Genomic DNA, 20,224 nt, shown 5'->3' with positions numbered 1-20,224 from the left:
CCATGAAGACCCGACTCACACTGATCGCCGCGCTGCTCATCAGCCCCGCCCTGCAAGCCCTGGAGCTGAAATCGGCCGACGTGCACAACAGCGACGACTACCCCACCGTCGCCGCCGTCAAGCACCTGGGCCAGGTGCTGGCCAAGAGCAGCGGCGGCGCGCTCACCGTCAAGGTCTTCAACAAGGGTGCGCTGGGCAGCGAGAAAGAGACTGTCGACCAGGTCAAGCTCGGCGCGCTGGCGATGACGCGCGTGAACCTCGGCCAGTTGACGGCCATGTGCCCCAAGACACTGGTGCCCGCCCTGCCCTTCCTGTTCCGCGACACGGCCCACATGCGCAAGGCCTACGACGGCGCGCCGGGCGATGAAATCCTCAAGGGCTGCGAGCACCAGGGCATGGTGGGCCTGGCGCTGTACGACTCGGGCTCCCGCTCCGTCTACGCGCGCAAGCCCATCAAGACGCTGGCCGACATGAAGGGTCTGAAGATCCGCGTGCAGCAAACCGACCTGTGGGTGGCCGCCATGACGGCACTGGGCGCCAACCCCTCGCCCATGCCCATCGGCGAGGTCTACACGGGGCTCAAGACCGGCCTCATCGACGCGGCCGAGAACAACGTGCCGAGCTACGACGGTTTTCGCCACATGGAGGCGGCGAAGTTCTACAGCCGCACCGAACACGCGATGACGCCGGAAGGCCTGTTCATCAGCAAGAAGATCTGGGACAAGCTGACGCCCGACCAGCAGAAGCAGCTGCGCGAAGCCGCCAAGGCCTCGGTGCCCGTCGAGCGCGAGCTCTGGGACGCCCAGGAAGCCAAGGCGCTTGCCGCGGCCAAGGCGGCCGGTGCGCAGTTCATCGACGTCGACCGCGAAGCCTTCCGCCAGGCCGTGCAGCCGGTCATCGCCAAGTTCGTCAACACGCCCGAGCTGCAGGCCCTGGTCAAGTCCATCCAGGACGTGAAATGAGCGGCTATACCAAGCTCTGCGCGGCCCTGTCGCGCTGGTCGCTGCGCACGGCGGTGCTGGGGCTGGTGGTGCTCGTCGTGTGCGTGCAATGGCAAGTGATAGGCCGCTACCTGCTGAACGACTCGCCGACCTGGACGGAGCCCTTCGCACTGCTGCTGGTGCTCTACATCACGGCGCTGGCCGTGGCAGTGGGCGTGCGCGACGCGGGCCACCTGGGCATGGAGTCCCTCGTCGTGCTGCTGCCCAAGGGCGCGCAGCGCGTGGCCGAGGCGGCCATCCATGTCTGCGTGCTCGTCTTCGCCGTGCTGATGGCCATGGCCGGCTGGGAATGGCTGACGCTGAAATGGGCCGAGCCCAAGCCCATGCTGGGCGTGCCCGAGGGGCTGGACTATCTGCCGCTGGTGATCGCCGGCGCGCTCATCGTGTTGTTCTGCATCGAGCATCTGATCGCGCTGTGGCGCGGCCATGAAGTTCAAGAAGCTGGGGTCTGACGTGGAAGGCATGGAACTTTGGGTCATGTGCGGCAGCTTCGTGCTGCTGCTGCTCCTGGGCGTGCCGGTGGCGTTTGCCATCGGGCTGTCCTCCGTCGCCACCGTGCTGGCCGCCGACCTGCCGATGGCCATCGTCTTCCAGAAGATGGTGGGCGGCATGCAGGTGTTCAGCTTCCTGGCGATTCCGTTCTTCATCTTTGCCGGCGAGCTGATGCTGCACGGCGGCATTGCGGAGCGCATCGTCAACTTCGCCAACCGGCTGGTGGGCCATGTGCGCGGCGGCCTGGGCATGAGCAACGTGCTGGGCTGCACGCTGTTCGGCGGCGTGGCTGGCTCACCGCTGGCCGACGTGTCGGCCATGGGCTCGGTGATGATTCCGTTGATGAAGCGCGAGGGCTATGACGCTGACTACGCGGTCAACGTCACCACGCACGCCGCGCTGGTGGGCGCACTGATGCCCACCTCGCACAACCTCATCATCTACGTGCTGGCCACCGCCGGCATCGCGGCGGTGAGCGTGTTCAACCTCATCCTGGCCTGCCTGATCCCGGCCCTGCTGCTGACGCTGTCCAACCTCGCCGCCGCCTACGGCGTGGCCCGCAAGCGTGGCTACCCCACACACGGCGCCTTCCCTGGCTGGCAGGCGGTGTTCGCGGCCTTCATGGCGGCGCTGCCGGGGCTCTTCGTCATCGTCATCATCCTGGGCGGCATCCTCAGCGGCGTGTTCACGGCCACCGAGTCGGCCGCCACGGCCGTGTGCTGGGCGCTGATCGTCACGGGCGTGGTCTACCGGTCGCTCTCCTGGCGCGGCTTCCTGGAGGCCTGCGCCAAGGCCTGCAAGACCACCGGCGTCGTGCTGCTGCTGATCGGCATCTCGGCCGCCTTCGGCTACTTCATGGCGCTGTACGAGGTGCCGCAGAAGACCGGCGAATGGCTGGAGCAGCTCAGCGGCAACAGGCCCTGGGCCATCTTCCTGTGGGTGAACGTGCTGCTGTTCCTGCTCGGCACCTTCCTCGACATGGCGGCCACCATCCTGATCTGCACGCCCATCTTCCTGCCCATCTGCATGAAGGCCGGCATGGACCCGACGCAGTTCGGTGTCGTCATGCTGCTGAACTGCGCGCTGGGTCTGAACACCCCGCCCGTGGGCAGCACGCAGTTCGTCGGCTGCGCGATCGGCGGTGTGTCGGTCGGGCAGGTGATGCGATCCATCGCGCCCTTCTACGGCGCGCTGCTGGCCACGCTGCTGGCCGTCACCTACATCCCGGCGCTGTCGATGGCGTTGCCGAAATGGGTGGGCGGCTAAAGCCCCGGATAGCGGGCCAGCACCTGAGCCCAGGCCGGCTGTTGACGCGCCCGCAGCAGGCCTTGGTTGAGGCGCTGCACCAGGTCCGGCCGCTGCGCGAGCAGGCGGCGCGACACCATCAGGTGCACGGGGCTGACCATCAAGTCCAGCGCCACCACCACCCCCTCGCCCGGCGACCGGGCGGCGCGGTAGAGGGTGGTGACCGGGTCTTCAAGGACGTAGTCCACCCGCCGGCCGCGCAGCGCAGACAGCGTCAGGTCGTTGGCATACAGCGGCACCAGCAGCTGGCGCAGCGCCGGGTCGTCCAGCTCCTGCCGAACATGGGCCGGCACCGTGGAGCCCCGGATGATGCCCACGCGCAGACCGCGGCCCTTGAGCTCGGCCAGCGCTTTCAGCGCCGGCGCGCCGCCCGCCAGCGCCATCAACGCCACGCGCTCCTGGCGGTAGGCCTGGGTGTATTCCGCAAAGACCTCGCGCTCCGGCGAGTGCGTAGCGCCCGCCACCAGGTCCAGCTCGCCCTGCGCCAGGTCCGACAGCTGGCGCGCCCAGGGCAGGTTCAGCCATCGCAGCCGCTCGCCGGCCGCCAGTGCGATGAGTTCGATCAACTCGATGTCCAGCCCCTCGGGCCCGGGCGCGGCGCGCATCTGGAACGGGGGGAAGTCGCCCCAGCCGATGCGCAGCGGCGCCGCGGTTTCGGCCCGCGCGGTTTGCCCCAGCTGCGCCAGGGGCAGCAAGGCAATCAGGTCGCGGCGGTTGAGGCTCATGCGGGAGACACTGGCAAAAGGCAGTCGGGCTGCCTTGTGCGTTGGACTCTCGCACAAGCCAGTGCGCACGTACCCTGGGGCCGACCATGAGTCGCGCCCGCCGCCAACTCCTGGCGCTGCTGCTGGCCAGCGCCGCCCTGCCGTCCACCGCACAGCGGCTGGACGACACCCTGGCCCGCCTGCAGCGCAACTGGCGGCCTCGCCTGGCCTGGCGGCCCGACCCGGGCTGGCGCACCGAAGCACTCGCCACCGCGCGCCGGCTGATGCTGCAGCCCGGCGATGACGGCAACGGCTTCGCGACCGAAGTGCAGAGTGAGGAAGACCGCGGCAGCCACACCGCGCAGGCGCTGACGCTGCGCGGCGCCCTTGGCGACCACGTACCGGCCCTCTATCTGCGCCCCAAAGGCCCTGGCCCCCACCCCGCCGTCGTCGTCATGCACGACCACGGCGCGCGCTTCGACATCGGCAAGGAAAAGCTCATCCGCCCGCTGGCATCCGCGCGCCCGGCAGTGCACGAATCCGCCCAGGCCTGGGTGCAGCGCTACTACGGCGGCAGCTTTGTCGGCGACACGCTGGTGGACGCCGGCTTCGCCGTGCTGGCCATCGACGCCCTCGGCTGGAGCGATCGCGGCCGCACCGGTTTCGTCAAGGACGACCAGCAGGCCCTGGCCAACCACCTGCTGCAGCTCGGCCACAGCTGGGCCGGCGTGATCGCCAGCGACGACCTGCGCTCGCACCGCTGGCTGCGCGAACGGCCTGAGATCGATGCCAAACGCGTAGCGGTGCTGGGTTTTTCAATGGGTGCCTTCCGCGCCTGGCAGCTGGCCGCCGTCAGCGAGCAGGTCTCGGCCTGTGTCGCGGCACACTGGATGTGCACCCGCGAGGGCTTGCTGCGCGCCGGTGAGCACACGCTGCAGGGGCAATCGGCCTTCAGCATGGCGCACCCGGGGCTGGCGGCGGAGCTGGACCACCCCGACGTGGCCGCGCTGATCGCGCCGAGGCCGCTGATGCTGTTCGGGTCCAACGACGACAAGCTCTTCCCGTGGGATGCGGCGCAGCAGGCGTGGGCGCAGCTGGCCAAGGCCTGGGGGCGGGGCAGCCGCTTCAACACGCGAGCGACGGCGGGCGGCCATCGCTTCGACCTCGACCAACAACGCGCCGCCGTGGCGTGGCTGGCCAGCCTGTAGCACTGGCGGCCGGTGAAGCGATGCCGCCCGTTGGCGAGTTTTCACCTCCGTGGCCTGCGGCCGGATCAGGCTTTGTTGGCATAGTGCCGCGAACACCACCCAGCAAACCGGTACATGAAGCACTTGAACCACCGCGGGTCCGCCTTCTTGCTGGCCCTGACCGTCGTGCTGGCTGTGCTGATGCTGCTGTCCGCCCTGGGCATCAGCGGCGACTGGAAGCCCAAGACCACGCCCTTCCGGCTCGTGAACGAGCCCTTCATCGGGTGGGCGCTGCTCATCGTGCTCAGCGCTGGTCTGGTGCTGATCCACGTTGGCGATGAACTGGCTCAATGCGTAGGCGCTCTGGTCTTCGGAGGCGTGACCGTTGGCCTGGCGCTGGTCAGCGTCTTTTTCTGGGACACCATCCTCGGCGTCCTTCTCGTCAATGCCGCGGCACCCGTACTGCGCTCAGCCTCACTGGCGCTCAAGTCCATGACGCCACTAGGCAGCGCCAACGCGGCCTCGAAGCAGCGGGCCGCCCGCGCCGGTTGAGCACCTGCCGACGGGTACACCCGTCCCCACAAGCACGATGGCGCCCGGCGCAATGCGGCGCCACACTCTCGCTGAACCAAGCTCACCCACCGCCGCCATGAACGAACTGCTCGCCGCCTACCGCTACACGACCAACAACTACGCCCAGATCGAGGGCAGCAAGGTCTGTGGCTGCTGCAACTGTGTCGCCATGTTCGGCCCCGACGAGATCGTCGGCTGGACGGGCCTGACGGTGCAGAACATGGACGACCCCAAGGCCCTCAACGAGCAGACCGCCATGTGCCCGCGATGCGGCTCTGAGGCCGTGCTGGGCGACGGCTGCGGCTTTCCGATCAATGCGAACTTCCTGGCGCGGATGAACGAGGCGTGGTTTCAGCGGACGATGATCCACAGGCCGGCGGCGAAGAAATGACGATCACGACTCCCGCTTAGTACATCGGCGCGGAAGCCATGGAGCGCTTTTCTCAGCACGAAGCACCCTGATGCGAGTGAAGCACCCATGGATGTCCTCGCCGTCTTCACCACCGTAGGCAGCCAAGACCAGGCCGATGCCCTCGCCCGTACCGCCGTCGAGCAGCACCTTGCCGCCTGCGTGCAAACGGAATCCATTCGCAGCACCTACCGCTGGCAGGGCGAGGTCGTCTGCGAGCCCGAGGTCCGGCTGATGTTCAAGACCAGCCGCGCACGCTATCCGGCCCTCGAGGCGCTGCTGCTTGAGCTGCACCCTTACGAGCTGCCGGCGATCTTTGCGCTCCCAGTGGTCGGGGCGACACCCGAGTACCTGACCTGGCTGCGCGAATCGCTGTCGGCCTGAAACCGCACGAAGCGCATACTTGCTGCCATGGCCATCCCGCATGCCACGCCCGGTCAAGCCATCGATATCCGCCCCGGCGCCGCCGACCCTGACGGCGCGCGGACGGTGGCGCTGTTCAAGTCGCGCGACCTGGAGGTCATGCGCCTCGTGCTGCCCGCCGGCAAGGCAGTGCCGCCGCACAAGGTGGCGTATGAGATCACCATCCAGTGCATCTCCGGCGCATTGGCCGTGACGACCGATGCCGGCCGCCATCAGTTGCAGGCGGGCCAGTTGCTCTATCTGGAGCGGGAGGCTGTGCACGACGTGCTGGCGCTCGAGGACGCCATGGCTCTCGTGACCGTCGTGCTGCCCTGACTCACTTCTCGAGCGTGCGCGCCATGGCCAGTTCCGGTCTGAGCTTCAGCAGCCCCTCCATCACTTGCTCCGAGAACAGCGCCGCGCCCTTGGGGCCCAAGTGGGTGCGATCAAAGCGCGGCGGTGCCTCCGCCAGCGTGTCGGCCGCGGGCTGGCCCATGGCGGCAACCGCGGCGTGGCTGATGGCGTTCAGGTCCAGTACCGGCACGCCCTGCTCGGCGCCCACCTTGATGACGGCCTCTGCCCAGGGGCGAAGGTCGTTGGGCAGTTCACCGTCCTTGAAGGTCCGGCGCGTCAGCGGCGTGATCAGCAGCACCTCGGCGCCGGCGGCCTTCACGTCCTTCACGTAGCCCGTCATGTTGGGCCCGAACTCCGTGGCGAGGTCCGTCGAGCGGCCAGGCTTGCCGGGCTGGTCGTTGTGGCCGAACTGGATCAGCACCAGGGTCTTCTGCCTGCTGGCACCGCCCTCGCCCAGCAGGGTCAGCACCGTGGCCCACAGGCCCTCGGCGCGGAAGCTCATGCTGGAGCGGCCACCGCGCGCGAGGTTGATGCATGCCACCTGCTGGAAGCGGGCGCACAGCGCGTTGCCATAGCCGCTGCGCGGCGCCATCGTCGAGTCTCCGACGAGGATGAGGCGCGGGCCGGTGGCAACGTTGGCGGTGGTTTCACCTTTCGGCGCGGACGCGGCGGGTGACGGCGTCTGGGCCGTGGCGGAAGCGGCGAGCAACGCCGCCAGAAGCAGGAGTGTCTTCATGTGAGAGCGGGCCAGCCGGCTTTGGGGCTCATGTCGTCGAGGTTCCAGTCCTCGGGCTTGAAGGTGCGCTGCGTCGGCGCATGGCGCGGGTAGCCGAGGGCGTTCTCGACTTCGGAGTCGATCAGCTTGCCCTTGCCCTGCGCCATGTCCGCCAGCAGCTTCGCATCCAGCGGGTCACGCGCCCAGGGGCGTGCGCCGACGAGGGGCGGCAGTTCGCGGGCCAGTGAGGCGGCCGGGCGCAACGGCGGCTGGTTCGGCGGCAGATAGGCCTGGCTGGCGACGATCAACTTGGCCGTCGTCGTCGCGTTGCGGCCCAGCAGCGGGGCCGGCGCACCCAGCGCGTCATGGGCGATGTTGTCGGCCATGTAGAGCTCCAGGTCGCCCTGGCCCAGCAGCATGAAGAAAGGCGTGCCCGCTACCGTGCTGGGGCCGTGGCGCAGCGCGTTGCCGACGAGCGTCAGCTTGCCGGTCTGCCAGGGCTGGCCTTCCCACTCGTTGGCGAGCAGGTTGTAGTGCACGGCCCGGTCGCCCGGGTTGAACACGTAGTTGTTGACCATGGCGCCATGCGCACCGCCCTTGAAGAGCGCGTTGCGCTGGCGGTTGGACACGTAGACGTTGCCGTAGATCAGCACGGCGGTCGTGTTGTCGTGGATCAGCGAGCCCTTGCTGTGCTCGCCCTTCACATGCACCGAGTTGCCCAGGCCCTCGTAGATGAGGTTGTGGCTGTAGGTGATGCGGTGCGACGTGGCCTCGCGCCATTGCTCAACGCTCTTGCCGCCATCGAAGCGCGGGCCACTGGCGGACAGGTTCTCGTCGGTGGCCCAGGAGAAGCTGCAGTGGTCGACGATGACGTCGTGGGCGTCGCCCAGCGTCGAGATGCCGTCCTGGTCGCCGCCGCCCTTCTTGGGCCGGCCGAACTCGCCGGGGCGGAATGTCAGGTGCTGGATGACGACGTCATGCGTCGAGATCATCGTCTCGGCCTTGATGATGCTGACGCCGGGGTCGGGCGCCGTCTGGCCGGCCAGCGTCAGGAAGGGCTGCGTGATCTTGAGCGGCTGGCCGCCCATGTCGATGACGCCACCCACCTCGAAGACGACGATGCGCGGGCCGCTGGCCTCGATCGCCTCCTTCAGGCTGCCGGGGCCGGACGCTGCCAGCGTCGTCACCTTGATGACGCGCCCACCGCGACCGCCCTGGGTGGACGTCCAGCCGCGGGTGACGATGCCGGCGTGCGAAGGAGTCTGGGCCGCGGCTGGCAGCCAGCCGGCGAGACCCAGCCCGCCGCCCGCGGCCAGCAGGCCGCGACGGCGCAGGGAATGAAGCTTGCTCATGCTCAGAACGTGTAGTCGGCCGTCACCTTGTACGCCCGGCCCAGCACATCGGCCAGGCTGGTGATGTAGCCGGTGTAGATGGTGTTGGACGTGACCGGCGGCGACGCGTTGGTGATGTTGTTGACTGCCAGGCTGAGCTTGAGCCCCTTGAAGCCCGAGTAGGCGAGGCTCGCCCCGTACTGGCTGTAGGGGCTGACACGCGTGAGCGTGGAGCCGGCACGCGGCGTGAGGTCGGTCAGCGCGGTGCTGTAGCGCACCGAGACCAGGCCCGACCACGGGCCGTTGCGCAAGCCCACCGAGGCCGTGTGCTTCCAGCGCGGGTTGATCTGGGGCATGCCGGCCAGGCCGGAGTTCACGCCGGCGCCGCCGTAACGCGCGTCGTTGGTGATGATGCCGACATTGCTCAGCACCTCGCCGTTCTTCTCGGCGCTGAAGCGGTAGCTCTCGTAGTAGGTGCCGTCCAGCATGAAGCTCGCCTGGCCGATGGGCGTGGCTACGCGGTACATCACGGACAGGTCCAGGCCACGGATGCTGGTGTCACCGCGGTTGGCCTGGCTGGCGACGATGTAGTCGATGGTGCCGTCGGCCTTGCGGATGATGTTGGTCACGTACTTGGCCGGCTGCTGCTGCACCTCGGCAATGGCCACGGCGCCGAGCATGTCGGTCAGCTTGATACCCCAGTAGTCCGCCGTGATCAGCAGGCCCTTGGTGGGCTCCAGCGCCATGCCCAGCGTCCAGCCCTTGGACTTCTCGGGCTTGAGGAAGCTGTTGTCGGGCGACTTGGTCCAGTAGTTCATGACGACATTGCAGACCTGGTCGCGCGTGTAGCCGGCCACCGGCGTGCCGGTGTTGGCCACGGTGGGCGTCGGGCTGGGGCACAGCACCGGGTCGTCCATGGTCTGGGTGCGCACCTCGGGCGTGGGGTTCTGGATGTCCATGATGGACGGTGCGCGGAAGCCCGTGTTGGCCGAAGCGCGCAGCACCAGCTCGTCCAGCGCCTGGTAGCGGGCCGACAGCTTGGGGTTGACCGTCGTCGTGTTGAGGTCGCTGTAGCTGTCCGAGCGCACCGCGGCATTCAGGCTCAGGCTGCGCGTGACGGGCGCGTCCACTTCGATGACGGCCGACTTGATGTCGCGCTTCAGCTTGCGGGACACGCCCACCGGCGTCTCGCCGACGAGGTCGTGCTTGGTGACGTTGCCGAAGGAATCGATGGCCAGCGTGCCGTTGGCATTCTTGGCGACGTAGTCCAGCGGTGCGGCCTCAACCTTGGCCGAATCACGGCGCAGCTCGCCCGACAGGGCCACCATCAGCGGGCCGCCGGACAGCTCCATCAGCGAGCGCGTCAGCGTCGCGTCCACGCTCTGGTTGTACGCGCGGTTGATGCGGTAGCTGTAGTCGCTCGCCTCGATGCTCTTCAGGTACTCCAGGCCAGCGGCGTCCTGCAGGCCGAAGGGATTGAGGATGCCATTGGTGAAACCTTCCTGCGCCTTGGAATAAAGGATGTAGCCGGCGCCGGCACGCGTGTCGCGCAGGGAGCGGCCGTAGTTCAGGCCCACGCGGTAGTCGAAGCCGGCCACGGTGCCTTCGGCGCTGAGCACCAGGCGATCGTTGCTCTGCTCGTCGTTGCGGTAGGCCGAGCCGAGTTCGGCCGGGCCCCAGACGAAGAAGATCGTCCGGTTGTTCATGTTCAGCGTGCTGACGGTGCCGGGCGTCTTGGTCGCGTCGATGAACATCGCCGGCGAGTTGGCGCCGGTGTTGCTGCCCACCACCTGCATGGCCGGCGTGATGCCCTTGCCGGGGTAGAACTTGCTCGTCGCCGGCATGCTGTAGGTGGTGGCCGGCGCAGTGGCGCCAGGCACCTGCATGCCACGGTACTTCTGCACGTTGAACTTGGAGTGCAGGCCTTCCAGCGTCAGCGAGTGGTCGTTGTTGATCTTCCAGCTCAGCTTGCCGAAGACGTTGGTGATCTCGCTGCCGTCGGTGATGGCGTCGTAGTAGTTCGGGTTCCGGTAGCAGCCGGCGTTGCCATAGGTGGCCGGCGTGGCCACGCTGCCGGCGCCCAGCGTGGGCAGCGAGTAAGGCGCCGCGCAGCCGGTCGCGAAGGCCGGGTTGTAGTTGGAGTTGGCGGCCGCCGTGAAGCCGAAGTTGGCCGTGGGGCTGGGGTTCTTGTTGTCGGGCACCAGGCCCAGGCCCATGGCCGACAGCACCGAGTAGTCGTACAGCTCCGGCCGGTCGATCTTGAACAGCGCCGACTTGCGCTGATGGTCCAGCGACAGATAGGCATTCCAGCCGTCGGCATTGAGGTCCCCCATGCCCACGATGGCGCCGATGGCCTTGGTCTCGCCGCCGCCGGAATGCTCGGGCTGGTTCCACTCCGCCTTCACGCGCGCACCCTTGTAGGTGTTGAAGGTCCAGAAGTTCTGCACGCCACCGATGGCGTCGGAGCCGTAGATGGATGAGGCGCCGTCGCGCAGCGTCTCGGCGCGGTCCAGCGCCATGCGCGGGATGACGCTGACCGAGACGTACTGGTCCTGCAGCGGCTCGTTGGCCATGCGCCGGCCGTTCAGCAGCGTCAGCGTGCGCATGGGGCCCAAGCCACGCAGATTGAGCATCGGCCCCGCGGCGCCGCTGTTGGTGCCCAGGGACAGCGACTGCGGCATCTCCAGCACCAGGTCTTTCAACTCCGTATGGCCGCGCGCCTCCAGCTCCTCGGACTTGATCACCGACACCGGCAACGCCGTCTCGCCCGCCAGCCGCTTGATGGAAGAGCCGGTGATCTGGATGCGTTCCAGGGTTGCGGGAGCGTCGGCGGTCTGGGCCTGGGCCGAAGCCATCAGGCTCAGCACGGCGCTGGCGCACAGGGTCAGGCGGGTGCGGGCTTGCAGGGGTTTGATGCTCATGATGTCTCCTCAGGTTCTTTTGCGTTGCGTCTCGGTCGGGCCCACCGGGGTGCCGGCGGGCCGCCGCTTCAGGGTGCGGGCACCCAGCCGCCGGGCGCGCCGGTGGCGATGGTCGAGTTCTGGAAAATCTCGGCGCGCGTCGTCAGGCCGGTGGCCGAGCCGAGCTGCTTGGCGAGCTGCAGATTGGTGGCCACGTTGTTGACCTTGACCGAGGCCACGCCAAGCCGCGCGCTGACGTCCAGCGGCGTGCCTGACAGGTCTGTGCTGCCGAACTCGCGCCAGCCCGCCGCATCCGTCGTCGTGCCATCGGCCGTGCCGGCCCAGGGCGGCGGGTTGCTGCCGCAACTGCCGGTGCCCGCACCCGTCTTGCTCGTGCCGGTGCCCACGCACCAGCCCGCGGGCAGGATGTGCGAGCCCATCCGGGTGTTCACGAAGGCGATGTTGTCGGTGTAGGTCGTCGCCGTGGTGCCTCCGCTGCGGGCGAGGTAGGCCTGCGTCACGCCGGGGTCGGCGGTCAGCGCGCTGTTCAGGAAGACGAAGCCCTTGTCGCCGGCCGTGGCACGCGACTGCAGGACGAAGCCGGCCGAGTTGCTGCCGGTGTCGACGACCGAGCGGATCTCGCTCTCCTCGAACAGGCTGGCCATCACGCTGCCCCAGATGAAGTCGACGTTGCCGGCAATCAGCGACTGGTAGAACCAGTTGTAGCCCTTGAGCTGCAACGTGTCCTGCTGGCTGTAGAAATTCATCTGCTTGGCCACCAGGCGAGCCGCCGCAGCCGTCGTGCTGGTGTTGAAGTAGATCGTCTCGGCCTGGTTGTCCCAGCTGGTGCTGCGCACGTGCGGGTTCTGCAACGTGAAGTTCTGCAGCGTCAGCAGGTCAGCAGTTTCGACGAGCAGGGACGCGCGGCCGCCGCCCAGCACGCGGTGGCCCACGGTCTTGCCCGAGGTGCTCAGCGCCGTACCGGCCGAGGCCGAACTGGCGCCACTGCCCGAGTTCAGCGACTCGAAGTTCACGTCGCCCACCACCACGCCGTCGCGGCTCTCGCCGACGATGCTCAGGTTGGACACCTTGCGCAGGATGTTCAGCTCGGGGTAGCTGCCGTTGGCCAGGTGGATGACCTTCGGCGTTGCCACCGTGTTGCAGCCGTTGGCGGCCGGGCTGTTCGTCGAGCAGTTCTTCATGACCCAGTTCAGCGCGCCCTGCAGCGTGCGGAAGTCGGCCGTGGAGCCGCCGTCATCGACGTTCAGGTTCGTGAAGCTCGCCGGTGCGGCGCGCGTCGTGAACTTCCAGTTGTCGGCCTTGGCTACCCCGGCGAAGGCAGCGCCCTTGATGGTGCCGGACAGCACCGAGGCGTCCATCGTCACGTAGTAGGTCGTGCCGAAGTCCAGCTTGTTGCTGTGCAGCTTGACCGAGGCCTTGGCGCCGCTGACGCTGACCGGGCGGTACCAGACATAGCGCGCGAACGTGGCCCCGTCGGGCATGGCGCCCAGGCCCAGCGCGTCGATCTCGAGGTTGGTGCGGGCGAGCACGACCTGCGTGTCGCTGCTGGAGGGCGTGTTGCTGACGTCGATGCTGTCCACCAGCACGTCGTCGCTGGCGCGGTAGACGCTGATCTTGCCGGTGGTGCCGATGGTGGGCGGCGCGTCGAAGGACAGCGAGACGCGCGTGTCGGTCTGCACACCGGTCTCGCTGGCGGCGGGCGACTTGGTGCCAGCCACATCGTTGACGTTGCCGTTGCCGCTGATCTGCGTCGTCAGCTTGCCGGCGCCGGCCAGGGCCAGCGCATTGGCCTTGACAAGCGCTACCGGCCGCGGCTTGAAGGCATAGCCCGGCGTGAAGGCCGTGCCCCCTTGCACGCCGCAAGCGCCGAGCGGCGCGCCGTTGACGGTGGAGCCGGTGTCCTGGAAGACGCCGGTGTGGTCGGAGCTGGCGTAGACGACGACGCTGTCGCAGCCGGTCGCACCGTCGACGGCGAAGACGTTGGCGTTCGACAGCACGTTGCTCGCCTTGCCCACGCCGATGCTGTAGGAGTGCGGATAGGGGTTGGCCGTCTTGCTGCCGACGAAGTAGTTGTTGAAGACGTGGACCTGGCCGAAGCGCACGCGCGGCACGCGCTGGGTCACGCCGTTGAAGACGTTGTTGGCGATGGTGATGCGCAGCTTGCCGGCGTCGCTCGTCAGGCTGTCGGAGCCGCCAATCAACATGGACTTGTCGTGCGCGGTGACGACGTTGTAGGAGACCGTGATGAGGTCCGCGCCCTTGGTGATGTCGATGGCGCCGTCGTGGCACTGCTTGGTCTTGCCGTTCTCGATAGGCAGCGTGTCGTCCGTGACGGGCGTGTCGGTGATGGTGTTGCGGTCGATCCAGACCTGCGTGGCCGTGACGATGCCGATGGCGTCGTACTGCGAGTTCCAGTTGCCGAGCGCCCCGTCGGTCGGGTCCCAGATGGGGCCCACGTCGCAGGGCGCGACGAGGTGGAGGTTGCGCACGATGACCTGGCTGACGCTGGTGATGTCGATCCAGGCGTTGACGAAGCCGGCGCCCGGGCCTTCGCCGATGAGCGTGGTGTTGCTGGTCAGCTTGATGCGCGCCCTCACCTTCTGGTCCGCCGTGTTGGCGAACGGCGTGCCCTCGGTCATGTCGATGGTGCCGGCCACCTTGATGATCTTGGGCAGGTTGCCGGCGTTGGCCAGCGCGTTCAGCAGCTCGGCGCGGCTGTGCACGGTGTAGATGTGCTCCACCGTGGCGGCGCTGCCGCCGACGGTGCCGGCACCCCAGCCATCGCTGGGCGCGGTTTGCTGGGCCGCATCGACGGCGTGGGCCGGCAGGCTGAGGGCCAGCAGCGCGGCAACGCAGCTCAGTTGCTTGAGGGCTTTCATGCAGCCCTCCTCGTGCGGCGCAGCGCCACCAGGCCCAGGCCCAGGCCCGCAGCCAGCAGCGCGAGGCTGGCAGGCTCAGGCACGGCGCTGACGTTCAGCTGCGTCGTGAAGCTGCCGTACTCGGTCGTGAAGCTGAGGTTGGTCAGCGTCAGGCTGACGCTGTTCGGGCCGACGAGCTGCACGCCGACCAGGCCGCCGTTGACGCCGCTCAGGTCCAGCGGCGCGAAGCCGGTGACGGGGGCGGCGAGGCCCGCGAAGCTGAAGGTCAGCGTGTAGCTGCCGGCCAGGCCGGTGACGCCGCTGTTGTTCCAGACCTGCACGCGGCCATCGGCAAAGAAATCGATGGCGACATTGGCGTCGGCGGTGATGAACTCCAGGTCGGCCGCTGCCAGCGCAGTCGTGTTGCTGCCGGGCTCGTCGGCGAACAGGTGGTCCAGGCCCAGCATCGTCGAGCTCGCGCCGCTGACCTGGGCCGTGATGAGGGTGCCGGCAGGCAGGCTGTCGGCAGCCCAGGCCGCACTGCTGGCCAGCCATGCGGCGGCGATGACCGCCAGGGTCTTGCTTGTCTTCATGTTGTCTCCGTGTTTGAGGCCTGGCGGGCCGCGGTGAGCGGCAGCCGGCGCTTCTATGGCGGAGACCTGCAGGGTTCCGCGAGCAAAAAAGGGCACAGACGTAGGTCTGTGCCCTTTGCTTTTTTCTAGGCTATGCCCGCCTTAGAACTTGTAGCGACCGCCGATGACGAACTCGCGGCCGGTGTAGTTGTTCACCACCACGTTGTCCATCGCACGCGAGATGAACTGGTCGTTCGGCTGGTTGGTCAGGTTGGTCGCCTCGAGCGTGAACTCCAGGTTCTTGGAGTACTTGTAGCCCAGCGACATGTCGACGTTGAAGGTCTTGTTCTTGCCCGCCACGTCCTGGTTGTTGCCGGCCGGGATGGTGGTCAGGAACGCCGAGCGCGCCGAGCTGGACACGCGGCCGCTGAAGGTGCCGTCGTCGTAGTAGACCGACAGGTTCCAGGAACGCGGCGACAGGTTGACCAGGTCTTCACGCACGGTGGGCGAGTTGATGGCGGTTGTCAGCACGTAGTCCATCTTGGACTTGACCTGCGTGTAGTTCGCCAGCAGGCCGAAGTTCTGGCCCCAGCCCGGCAGGAAGGTGAAGGGCTGCTGGATGTTGACTTCGAAGCCGGTGAGCTTGCCGCCCTGCGTGTTGACCGGCGCGCTGACGGCGAAGATTTCGTCGCCCGTGAAGTTGCTCGGCAACGACGACATCGGCAGGCCCGTCTGGTTGTACGGGACGTTGCGGGTCTGCGTCAGCACGTAGCTCTTGATGCTCTTCTGGAACAGGCCCAGGCCGACGAAGGCGTTCTTGGAGTGGTACCACTCGGCGCTGGCGTCCAGCGTGGTGGCGCGGAACGGGTCCAGCGCCGGGTTGCCGCCGGTGTAGCTCAGCGTGCCGGTGGTGCTCAGCGTGCCGCCGGGGTTCAGGTTCTGCAGCGGCGGGCGCGACATGACCTTGGCCGCAGCCGCGCGCAGGATCAGGTCCTTGGAGACGTTGACCGACAGGTTGGCCGAGGGCAGCCAGTCGCTGTAGTTGCGTGCCGCGGTGACAAGGCTGCCGCCGCCGGTGGCGAGGTAGCCGCTGGCCACGATGTCCGTTTTCACGTAGCGGGTGCCGACGTTGCCGCGCACGGCCATGCCGCCCAGGCGGGTCTCGAAGTCGGCCATCAACCAGGTGCCGGTGTCGGTCTCGATGATGGCGCGGTTGCCGCCGCGGGCGCTGCCGTTGGTGATGGAGGTCAGCGTGAAGTCGCCGGGGCCGCCGGCCGGGCCGGTCTTCAGGCAGTTGCAGTAGATGTCGTAGGCCTTGGCGATGGCGTCCAGGTTGGGGATGACCCAGGACGTGATCGAGCCGGTCGGCAGGTTCTGGCCCTTGCCGAAGCCGGAGAGCGACGTCACGAGGCTGGCCGGGTCCACGCCGGTGGGCAGCGTGTTCATCGTCTCGACGGTGCGGCGGATGTCGTAGCTGGTGAACTTGAACTGCTTGTAGCTGACGCCGCCCTTCATCGTCAGCACGTCGGGGATGACTTCCCAGGCGATGTCGGCGGTGGCGACGTCCTGGCGGTTGGTCACGCCGTTGGGCCGGATGCGGATTTCGCTGGGCGTGAAGTTGGCGATGCTGGTGGCACCCACCGGCACGCCGTAGATCTTCAGCGCGCCGTTCGGGTCGCTGGGGTTCAGGTTGCCGTAGCCCAGCAGCGGTGCGCGGTCGTCGCCGCGGGCGTCGAACACGTAACCGTTGACGTTGGGGGCGTCCAGCGTGGTCGTGGTCTGGATGGGGTTCTTGAACTTGGACGTGGCGCGGCCACCGCGCACGGTCACCTTGATGGAATCACCGATGTCCTGCTCCACCGTCAGCGTGGGCTGGCTGAACTCGGTGCTGAGCTTGTCGAAGCGCGACTCGGCGCGCACGTCGACACCGTTGAACTTGCCGTAGAGCAGCTGGCCGCTGGGCGAGTACTGCGCCTCGACGACGCTGGTCTGCTGCTTGCCGCCGGCCGACAGCGCGCGGCTGAAGGAGATGGCTTCCAGGAAGTCTTCCTGGCGGGTGGCGTCGAGCTTGCTGTAGAGCATGTCGAACGTCAGCAGCATCGTGTCCGACGGGCGCACCTGGATGGCGCTCGTCAGGCCCAGGCGTTCCTGGTCATGCGTGAGGCGGCCGTAGCGCGGCAGGCGCGGGTGGAAGTTGGTGGCCAGCGAGGCGGTGTTGTAGGCAGCCAGGTTTTCCGGCGTGTTGGGCAGGCGCGGCACGCCCTGGGCGGCCGGGCCGCAGGTGGTGGCGGTGGAGCCGGTGGGCAGGTTGGTCGTCACGCCCTGCGGAGGGCACCAGCCGCTGAAGGTGTTGCCGCTGGAGGGGCCGTTGTCCCAACGCACGGTGCTGAAGCCTTCTTCGTAGACCTTGCGCTTGGAGTAGGCGCCCGACAGCAACATGCCGATCTTCTTGTCGGCGAAGGTGTTGGAGATCAGGAAGGACGCCTTGGGCGTGGCCTTGCCGGACAGCTCGTTGTAGGTGCCCTTCATGGACACGGCGGCCACGAAGCTCTTCATGTCGAAGGGGCGGGCCGTCTGCAGGTCGATGGTGGCGCCCAGCGAGCCTTCGTCCACGTCGGCCGAGCTGCTCTTGCGCACGGTCAGCGAGTTGAAGAGGTCGGCCGCGAAGACGTTGAAGTCGAAGGCGCGGGTGCGGTTGGCGCCGCCGGAGCTGTCGGTACCGCCGGTGGTGGCCAGCGCCTCGATGCCGTTGATGCGGGTGCGGGCGAAGTCGCCGCCCAGGCCGCGCACCGTGATGTTGCGGCCTTCGCCGGCGTCGCGGTCAATGACGACGCCCGGGATGCGCTGCAGCGATTCGGCGAGGTTGGTGTCCGGGAACTTGCCCATGTCCTCGGCCTTGATGACATCGACGATGCCCTTGTCCTGGCGCTTGGCGTTGAGCGCGCTTTCCAGCGAGGCGCGGATGCCGGTAACGGTCACCGTATCCAGTTGCGCGGAGGCCGCCGGCGCGGTTTGAGCCCAGGCGGGCACGGCGACGAGGGTGACGGCCAGGGCCACCGGGCTCAGGGCCAGGCAACGGGAAGGACGGAATGCGGGCATGGGATGTCTCCTGGTACAGGCCGCCTGGGCGCGCTGTGTCGCGCCGGCGGCTCTCGGGTTATGCAAGGCTTGGAACCCGGGCGCACGCAGGGCACCCGTCGATTTCTAAGGCCGGCGACGCTGCAGTGCGAGCGCCGGTTCGATCACCACGACGACGCAAAGCCGTCGTAGCGAGGGGAAAACCGGTCGAGCAGAGGGGCGTCGTTAAGAAAATTGGCGCTCATCGCTCGATGTGTAAAGGTCTGTTGTGAACGATGATAGGCGGAAGATGCGAAAATCGGAACATCGGTTCACTAATTAGAAACCATGATTCCGCAACACTTGTGCCGCGCCTAAAGTCGTGGCATCGGAAAAAGTGGAACTGCGTTTCAACTACTTCCTCACCACCGCGGCAGCCCTCCCCGAACGGCCTCAGTCCGCGCAACCGGTGCCCAGGCACCTTGGACAAAGACATGGTTCTCCAGAACTTCAATCTGGCCGGCAAGACGGCCATCGTGACCGGCTGCAACACGGGCCTCGGCCAAGGCATGGCCCTGGCGCTCGCCCAGGCTGGTGCCGACGTCGTCGGTGTCAACGTCTCCGAGCCTGACGAAACCAAGGCTGGCGTCGAGGCCCTGGGCCGTCGCTTCCTGGACCTGCGCGCCAACCTGGGTGACATCAGCTGCATCCCCGACCTGGTGGCCCAGGCCAAGGCGCTGAACGGCGAGGTGCACATCCTGGTCAACAACGCCGGCATCATTCGCCGCGAGGACGCCATCAAGTTCTCGGAAGCCGACTGGGACGACGTAATGGACCTGAACCTCAAGTCAGTGTTCTTCCTGTCGCAGGCCGTGGCCAAGACCTTCATCGCCCAGGGCAAGGGCGGCAAGATCATCAACATCGCGTCGATGCTGAGCTTCCAGGGCGGCGTGCGCGTGCCCTCGTACACGGCCAGCAAGAGCGGCGTCATGGGCATCACGCGGCTGATGGCCAACGAGTGGGCCTCGCACGGCATCAATGTGAACGCCATTGCCCCGGGCTACATGGCCACCAACAACACCGCCGCGCTGCGCGCCGACGAACAGCGCAACAGCGCCATCCTCGAGCGCATCCCGGCCGGCCGCTGGGGCCGCCCCGAGGACCTGGCCGGCCCGGTCGTGTTCCTGGCTTCCCCTGCAGCTGACTACGTCAACGGCTACACGGTGGCTGTCGACGGTGGCTGGCTGGCGCGCTAAAAAGAACTGCAGTACGCGGCCCGCGCCATTGCGGGCCTGCTTAGAACAGGCCTCGGAGGAGACACCGGGCGATGTACGAGAACAAGAAACTTGGCTTCATGTTCGTCCTGCCGTTCGTGCTGGGCGTGCTGTTGTTCAAGCTCTTCCCGTTCGTGATGAGCTTCGCTCTCAGCTTCACGCAGTACGACCTGATCGACCCACCCGAGTGGATCGGCCTGCGCAACTACGAGGAGATGCTGACCGGCGACCCGCTGTTCCGCAAATCGCTGGGCGTCACGCTCACCTTTGCGCTGCTGGCCGTGCCGCTGCGCGTCGGCTTCGCGCTCGTCGTGGCACAGGTGCTGAACTTCAAGCTCAAGGGCATCAACGCCTTCCGCGCGGCCTTCTACATTCCGTCCATCCTGGGCGGCTCCATTGCCGTGGCGGTGTTGTGGCGCTTCGTGTTCGCCAAGTACGGGCTGGTCAACATCATCCTGGGCAAGCTGGGCTTGGAGCCCATCCCCTGGCTGGCCGACGAGCACTACTCGATGTGGACCATCGTGCTGCTCTTCACCTGGCAGTTCGGCTCGGCCTGCGTCATCTTCCTCGCCGCGCTGCAGAACGTGTCCAAGTCGCTCTACGAAGCCGCCGAGATCGACGGCGCCAGCCAGGGCCAGCAGTTCTGGAAGATCACCGTGCCCCTCATCACGCCGGTCATCTTCTTCAACCTGATCATGCAGATGGTGCATGCCTTCCAGGAGTTCAACGGCCCCTACCTCATCACCGAGGGCGGCCCGCTGCATTCCACCTATGTGCTGGCGCTGTACATCTATGACCAGAGCTTCCGCTTCTTCAACCTGGGCTATGGCGCGGCCTTGAGCTGGGTGCTGTTCGCGCTCGTTGGCGGACTGGCTGCGGTGTCGTTCTGGAGCAGCAAGTACTGGGTGTTCTATGCCGGTGAAAAGGAAGCCCGGAAGTGATGCCCCTCGCCCAGTCGTGCCGAGCTGAACGCGGGCTCGCCCAGTCGGTCCCCCGAGGGGACGGCGATGCTTGCGACGTTGAGCCGCAAGCACATCGCCAGACGGGCCGGCTCGGGAGCGGCCCAGCG

The 20,224-nt window shown here is 67.4% G+C and carries 17 protein-coding genes; 10 read left to right on the top strand and 7 right to left on the bottom strand.

The features are described from left to right. Nucleotides 1-2 precede the first annotated feature (2 nt). From AC07V5_RS19535 to AC07V5_RS19525, 3 genes are read left to right on the top strand one after another with little or no spacing between them, the layout of a single operon-like run. Nucleotides 3-962 (top strand): TRAP transporter substrate-binding protein, encoded by a 960-nt coding sequence (locus AC07V5_RS19535; RefSeq protein ID WP_495117373.1) that lies wholly within the window; start codon nucleotides 3-5, stop codon nucleotides 960-962. After that, a complete protein-coding gene (locus AC07V5_RS19530) occupies nucleotides 959-1,453 on the top strand; it encodes a TRAP transporter small permease (RefSeq protein WP_495117372.1) in 495 nt (164 codons plus the stop codon). Before AC07V5_RS19535 ends, AC07V5_RS19530 begins: the two co-directional genes overlap by 4 nt. Before the next feature lie 10 nt (nucleotides 1,454-1,463). After that, entirely contained in the window at nucleotides 1,464-2,759 is a 1,296-nt protein-coding gene (locus tag AC07V5_RS19525; protein ID WP_495118013.1) for a TRAP transporter large permease, read from the top strand. Here the strand turns inward: AC07V5_RS19525 and AC07V5_RS19520 are convergent. Then, nucleotides 2,756-3,523 carry a substrate-binding periplasmic protein gene (locus tag AC07V5_RS19520; RefSeq protein WP_495117371.1) on the bottom strand — a complete coding sequence of 256 codons (768 nt, stop codon included), beginning with the start codon at nucleotides 3,521-3,523 and terminating at the stop codon, nucleotides 2,756-2,758. The genes AC07V5_RS19525 and AC07V5_RS19520 overlap by 4 nt on opposite strands. Nucleotides 3,524-3,609: 86 nt before the next feature. Between AC07V5_RS19520 and AC07V5_RS19515 the strand changes: the two genes are divergently transcribed. The 5 genes from AC07V5_RS19515 (at nucleotide 3,610) to AC07V5_RS19495 (ending at nucleotide 6,409) form a co-directional block, all read left to right on the top strand. Then, the gene (locus tag AC07V5_RS19515) at nucleotides 3,610-4,710 is read left to right on the top strand and encodes a dienelactone hydrolase family protein (RefSeq protein ID WP_495117370.1); all 1,101 of its coding nucleotides are present in this window, start codon (nucleotides 3,610-3,612) and stop codon (nucleotides 4,708-4,710) included. A 114-nt stretch (nucleotides 4,711-4,824) separates the two neighbouring features. After that, on the top strand, nucleotides 4,825-5,241 hold the full coding sequence (locus AC07V5_RS19510) for a hypothetical protein (RefSeq protein WP_495117369.1): 417 nt from the start codon (nucleotides 4,825-4,827) through the stop codon (nucleotides 5,239-5,241). A 97-nt stretch (nucleotides 5,242-5,338) separates the two neighbouring features. Then, nucleotides 5,339-5,653: a hypothetical protein gene (locus AC07V5_RS19505; RefSeq protein WP_495117368.1), complete on the top strand. Its 315-nt coding sequence runs from the start codon at nucleotides 5,339-5,341 to the stop codon at nucleotides 5,651-5,653. A gap of 87 nt (nucleotides 5,654-5,740) precedes the next feature. Then, nucleotides 5,741-6,055, top strand: a complete 315-nt coding sequence (cutA, locus tag AC07V5_RS19500) for a divalent-cation tolerance protein CutA (RefSeq protein ID WP_495117367.1) — start codon at nucleotides 5,741-5,743, stop codon at nucleotides 6,053-6,055. A 27-nt stretch (nucleotides 6,056-6,082) separates the two neighbouring features. Continuing rightward, nucleotides 6,083-6,409, top strand: coding sequence for a cupin domain-containing protein (locus AC07V5_RS19495; protein WP_495117366.1), 327 nt, complete (start codon nucleotides 6,083-6,085; stop codon nucleotides 6,407-6,409). 1 nt (nucleotide 6,410) lies between these two features. On the opposite strand, the gene AC07V5_RS19490 is transcribed toward AC07V5_RS19495, so the two are convergent. The 6 genes from AC07V5_RS19490 to AC07V5_RS19465 form a co-directional block, all read right to left on the bottom strand. Beyond that, nucleotides 6,411-7,163, bottom strand: coding sequence for a rhamnogalacturonan acetylesterase (locus tag AC07V5_RS19490; RefSeq protein ID WP_495117365.1), 753 nt, complete (start codon nucleotides 7,161-7,163; stop codon nucleotides 6,411-6,413). Continuing rightward, a complete protein-coding gene (locus AC07V5_RS19485; RefSeq protein ID WP_495117364.1) occupies nucleotides 7,160-8,494 on the bottom strand; it encodes a pectate lyase family protein in 1,335 nt (444 codons plus the stop codon). Before AC07V5_RS19485 ends, AC07V5_RS19490 begins: the two co-directional genes overlap by 4 nt. Before the next feature lie 2 nt (nucleotides 8,495-8,496). Next, the gene (locus tag AC07V5_RS19480) at nucleotides 8,497-11,394 is read right to left on the bottom strand and encodes a TonB-dependent receptor domain-containing protein (protein ID WP_495117363.1); all 2,898 of its coding nucleotides are present in this window, start codon (nucleotides 11,392-11,394) and stop codon (nucleotides 8,497-8,499) included. Nucleotides 11,395-11,462: 68 nt separating this feature from the next. Then, on the bottom strand, nucleotides 11,463-14,273 hold the full coding sequence (locus AC07V5_RS19475; protein ID WP_495117362.1) for a pectinesterase family protein: 2,811 nt from the start codon (nucleotides 14,271-14,273) through the stop codon (nucleotides 11,463-11,465). Further along, nucleotides 14,270-14,845 (bottom strand): PEP-CTERM sorting domain-containing protein, encoded by a 576-nt coding sequence (locus AC07V5_RS19470; RefSeq protein WP_495117361.1) that lies wholly within the window; start codon nucleotides 14,843-14,845, stop codon nucleotides 14,270-14,272. Before AC07V5_RS19470 ends, AC07V5_RS19475 begins: the two co-directional genes overlap by 4 nt. Nucleotides 14,846-14,986: 141 nt before the next feature. Beyond that, nucleotides 14,987-17,923 (bottom strand): TonB-dependent receptor, encoded by a 2,937-nt coding sequence (locus tag AC07V5_RS19465; protein WP_495117360.1) that lies wholly within the window; start codon nucleotides 17,921-17,923, stop codon nucleotides 14,987-14,989. Nucleotides 17,924-18,375: 452 nt separating this feature from the next. On the opposite strand from AC07V5_RS19465, the gene kduD reads away from it, so the two are divergent. Together kduD and AC07V5_RS19455 are read left to right on the top strand one after the other, a co-directional pair. Continuing rightward, nucleotides 18,376-19,137, top strand: coding sequence for a 2-dehydro-3-deoxy-D-gluconate 5-dehydrogenase KduD (kduD, locus tag AC07V5_RS19460; protein ID WP_495117359.1), 762 nt, complete (start codon nucleotides 18,376-18,378; stop codon nucleotides 19,135-19,137). 98 nt (nucleotides 19,138-19,235) lie between these two features. Then, nucleotides 19,236-20,096, top strand: a complete 861-nt coding sequence (locus tag AC07V5_RS19455; protein WP_495117358.1) for a carbohydrate ABC transporter permease — start codon at nucleotides 19,236-19,238, stop codon at nucleotides 20,094-20,096. Nucleotides 20,097-20,224 lie beyond the last annotated feature (128 nt).

It is taken from the genome of Roseateles sp. GW821-FHT02E12 (assembly GCF_059421665.1).
This window is presented reverse-complemented; position numbering and strand designations above follow the sequence as displayed.